Here is a 3,608-nt window from a genome sequence, read left to right as displayed (position 1 = left end):
CTGCGCTTCCGTCAGATCCCCACGAGCCATAGCAAGTGATCATGACACGACCTTGATCATCTTTGAAAACAGACCCTGGTGTCGCGGCCTGATCGGGGAGGATCGATCCGAGTGGAACGGCCTTGCCCCGCTGTGTGGCCGGTAATCCGTTAGTCGTCGTCCTCGTCGTCCACAGCGCGAAGGTAGTGCAGGTCGAGGACATACGCCTCTTCCGTGGCCGGTGTCCGTGCCCATGCGGCGGCGATGTCTTCATCGGAGGCGTCGTCGGTCAGACTGTTCAGGGTGGTCTGGTAGCTCACTTCGGCGGCCTGACGGCCTCGCCACGACGCATGGCCGGTGTAGACCCCAGGGCGCGGCAGGGTCATTTCACCGACGGGTCCGGCAGTGAAGGCAGCGATGACTAGGGTGCCCGTCTCTGACTCAAGAGTGACGGGCGTGGTGCCTTCCACGTCGCCCGGCGGGCGGGCGGGACCAGACCAGATACGGATGTTGATGGTGGCATCCAGGACGTCTTGAAGGCTGCGCAGGTACAGGTGGTAGCCGTTTCCGGCTACCACCTGGCTGCGGGAGGCGATCAATGCCTGCTCGTCGCTGAGGTACGCGTCGGCGTCGTAGACCTCCAGCACACGGCGGTCGGGTCGCGCTTTGACGGTGTACTCGGCGACGAGCTGCATGGCAGTCCTCTCAGATCAGGTGACCTTGACGTAGAAGGGGTCTCCGTCAAGGACACGGTTGTTGATGTAGACGTCGTTGAGACGTCGTCCGCCCGCCTCGTTGTCGTCTCCGTCGATCAAACGGACGGAGTAGCGGTCGTCTCCCTTAGTCGAGCCTTCCTTGGTCGAGGCGAAGGGGTATTCATCGCATTGGAGGTCTGTACCGTCGTACTTGCCCCAGACCTTCTCGCACTCGGCGATCGACTTCTTGCGGTTAGCGTCCTGCTTGTCCTTGTTGACGAGACGATGGAGGGGCTCCTTCTCGCCGGGCACGGACTTGCCGACGAACGACGGGAACGTGCGCTCCGGCCGATGAAGCGCGTCGTAGATGTGCAGGGCGCTCTCGCGGACAGCAGGATCCTTGCGGTCCATGGTGAGCACGACATGGGCCTGGGTGAAGACGGTGCCCTTGTACTTGCCCGCGACGGGCCCTGCGTAGTCGAACCGCACGTTCGAATAGTAGGCGCCGACCTGGGAGTACGAAGAGGCATTGGGCGAGTCGGCGGTGAGGTCCATGGTCACCAGCGTGCTCACGAGCTGCTGGTTGCCCTTGCTGTACTGCGCTCCCTTATCGGGGGAGGTGTACGTCAGGTTCCAGTGGGGCTTTCTGTCCCACAGCCCAAGGAGCTCATCCCGGCCCTGAACCTTGGGTGCGATGACTTTGGCGTCCGGGTCGCTGCTGCTGCCGTCGATGCTGTACGAGAAGCGCTGTCCGATGCGCCACTTGGTGGCATCTTCCGACGGGACGGTCTGGACACGGATGTTCTCGATACTCGCGACGTAGTCCACGCGGCGGCTGCCGTCGTAGGTGAAGCCCAGGGTCCACATGTCGAACCAGAGGCGACCTATGGATTCGGTTCCCTTCTTGTTGCGCAGTACGAGGTCGTAAGGGCGCTTCTGACAGCTCTCGAAGCGCGACTTCAGCCAGCCCTTGGCGCTTCGCGCCTCCTTGGCGTGCCGGGCGCATTCCTTGCGCAGGTCTGCCTCGTCATTTGCGGCTGGAGCGGCTGCCGCCCTGGACGAGCGAAAGCCAGCAGAGTGATGGGAGTACTGATTGAGGGGTACGGGGCGGTCGAGGTGGCGCAACTGGTCCGCGGGGACCGAGGCGGCAGGCACGAAGCCGCCAGAGCCGGAGGAGGCGGCTGACCCGTCGGCGGCAGCAACGGTGTTCGGGGCGGACAGACCGATGAAGGCGGTGGTGAGGACCGCGCCACGGACCAGGCGCGTCAGCGCAGTGCGTATGTGCACGAATAGCTCCAAGGAAGCGTGAAAGGCGTCATCTCTGCGGACGTTCTCGGCAGGGGCACGACGTGACGGCTCACCGCGCAGGGCACAGATCGCCCCAGCACGCCTCCAGCAGAGCGCCCGTGTCAGCGGAATAGCTCGCCGTGAAGCCCTTGTAGCGCCGACCGGTGGACTCCAGGCCCGGAGTGGACTCGCGGGAAGAGACCGTCCACGTTGTCGGCTTGGGTGCCTGGGAAGCGGAGCCGGTCAAACCGCGCGGACTTGCTGCAGCGAAAGTGACTGTGAGGGCGCGCGAGGGGACGTGGAAGGCCGCGGCGGCCCTGGCCTTGATGTCGGCCGCCTTCGCCGGAGCCTTCCGGAGCATGCGGCGCTCACTTGCCGAGGGCAGAGCGGCAGCGTTGCACACACGGCTGGTGGCGAGGCAGTTCGCCAGGCCGGGGACGCTGGTCAGGCACTGCTCGGGGTCTTCCGCCATGCACGCTTGTAGAGCTTGCTGGTCCACGCCGTTGAACGCCTGTGGTGATGCAGGCGCGGATGCACTGTTGATGCCCGTCGGCGCCGCGAGCGGTGCCATGAGCGAGGTGGACTTGCGGGGCTTACTCGCCGCCCACTGTGTGAAGCCTCCGCTTGTGCTGGTGAGCTTCGTCGTGAAGCAGTATGGCGGCTTGCTGCTGCTGTTACAGGCGGGGAGAGTGACCGACTTCGCCACGTTGGCCGCCTTGACCCGCTTCCACGTGCGATTCTCGTCCATGAACTGCATGCGGCTGTTGATGGCTGGAACGTTGACGTACTGCGGGCCCGTCACCTCGAGTCCGACATCGATGCGGTTGAGGTTGCCTCGGGGCACCGGCAGCTGGCCGGTCGTGGTGCCCACGGTGTTGAAGTCGTACAGCACGTCCCATTGGTTGCCGCTGTCGCGCCGAATGACCATGTACGTGTGGTTCCGCTTGTCGGCCTTCGTCGGATTGATGCCTGCGGTGATGGTCTTGGTGCGGCCTCCCTTGTTCGTCAGTTCGGTCCAGCGTGGCCCGTACGTGTGAGTGGACTTGCCTGTCTTCTCCGCGTACAGGCCGATCTCGATGTTTGGTCCGAACAGGCCCTTTTCGGTGTTCGGCGAAACCCGAAGGTAGTTGCCCACCTGCACGGTGGAAGATGACGTGTCTTTCTGGTCGAACGTGATGGGCGCGTTCCGCCAGGTGGCGAAGCCCCCGATCATGGGCTCTCCCGGCTTGCTGCACGTCATCGCCCAGTAAGTGATGCGGGCGTTGTAGAGCATGTTGCAGGCGTCCGTCGGAGGGCTGGCGCTTGCCGACGGGGCGGAGCCCAGCAGTAACGTTGCGGCAGTGGCGGCGCTACAGACGAGCGCCCCGAGTCGTGCGCATATACGCATGATTCCCCCTGGAAATCATCACAATCGGTCGAGGGGGAGCTTATGATCGCTAGTTCGAATGAACACTCGTTCGTGTCTAGAGTGGCTTGATTTCAAGCTGTTTCGGCCGGACTGCCCCAAGTGCCCGTCGTGGGCTCGGTGGGAGCCGCGGCCCCTTCTCATGGGTGCAAGGTGATCAACAGCCCTAGCTTGATCTTTAACCTCCGACGTCGAATGCTGCGTCGAACTTGATCACTCGGTCTGGTATCCGCCGTACGTGA

The 3,608-nt window shown here is 63.7% G+C and carries 3 protein-coding genes; all 3 read right to left on the bottom strand.

Annotated elements, in window-relative coordinates:
- Positions 1-149: 149 nt before the first annotated feature.
- Positions 150-674 carry a hypothetical protein gene (locus tag OFY01_RS15615; protein WP_266600298.1) on the bottom strand — a complete coding sequence of 175 codons (525 nt, stop codon included), beginning with the start codon at positions 672-674 and terminating at the stop codon, positions 150-152.
- A gap of 15 nt (positions 675-689) precedes the next feature.
- A complete protein-coding gene (locus OFY01_RS15610; protein ID WP_266600296.1) occupies positions 690-1,961 on the bottom strand; it encodes a NucA/NucB deoxyribonuclease domain-containing protein in 1,272 nt (423 codons plus the stop codon).
- A gap of 70 nt (positions 1,962-2,031) precedes the next feature.
- Positions 2,032-3,234 (bottom strand): hypothetical protein, encoded by a 1,203-nt coding sequence (locus tag OFY01_RS15605; protein WP_266600294.1) that lies wholly within the window; start codon positions 3,232-3,234, stop codon positions 2,032-2,034.
- Positions 3,235-3,608: the final 374 nt, after the last annotated feature.

The organism is Streptomyces beihaiensis (assembly GCF_026274175.1).
Taxonomy (GTDB): Bacteria; Actinomycetota; Actinomycetes; order Streptomycetales; family Streptomycetaceae; genus Streptomyces; species Streptomyces beihaiensis.
The sequence above is the reverse complement of the archived record's forward strand: the minus strand, read 5'-3'. Positions and strand labels throughout refer to the sequence as shown.